The sequence below is a fragment of the Ligilactobacillus sp. genome, from assembly GCF_036846325.1.
Taxonomy (GTDB): Bacteria; Bacillota; Bacilli; order Lactobacillales; family Lactobacillaceae; genus Ligilactobacillus.
The window spans coordinates 1-718 of the sequence record NZ_DAIUCE010000014.1; the positions used below are offsets into that span (position 1 = coordinate 1).

A 718-nucleotide genomic window follows, 5' to 3' on the forward strand; every position below is an offset into this window, starting at 1 on the left:
CAATTCCATTGTGTTTATCACCTTTTACAATTTATGCACTAATTATAATATCCGAATTTAAAATGAATCAAGGAAAAAGAAGCGCTGAGTGCTTCAAAAGAGGCGATTCATCCCCCGCTTAGAGAAGTGGGGCATTCTCGCCCCTTTATGGTAAAATGGAGGTATAGTTTAAAAGTCGAGACGATTTTAAGACGATGTTTTTGCGGCAACCCCGCACTGACGAGCGTTAAGAGAAGAAAATTGCAAAGGAGAGAGGCGGGGGGCAACCCGTCCGAAGAGAAAATGAAGCGTGGTTTTAAAGTTGTAACTAAATATTTGGACAAGGGACTGCATTTGCCGAAAAGGGCAACCAAAAATGCTGCCGGGTACGATTTTGAATGTGCAGAAGACTTTGTTCTGCCGAGCATCTGGAAAAAAGATTTCCTGAAAATTCTGCGTGCGGTCAGGAAACAAAAAGACTATTCGGATGAAGAACTTATGAAGGCAGACGCATGCTTGAAACCTTACCTGGTGCCGACCGGCATCAAGGCCTACATGCAGGACGACGAATTTCTGATGCTGGCCAACCGTTCAAGCAATCCGCTCAAGCGGCGTCTGGTTCTACCAAACGGCGTCGGAATCGTTGACAGCGATTATTACGACAATCCCGGAAACGAAGGCGAAATCTTCTTTCAATTGCTAAATTTCGGTTTGAAGGACGTTGTCATCAAAAAAGGCG

General features: G+C 44.6%; 1 protein-coding gene. It reads left to right on the forward strand.

Annotated features, from left to right (window positions below; genetic code table 11):
- Positions 1-282: 282 nt before the first annotated feature.
- Positions 283-718: dUTP diphosphatase (locus V7Z60_RS02665; RefSeq protein ID WP_334116117.1), on the forward strand; the 436-nt coding region annotated here is incomplete at its 3' end.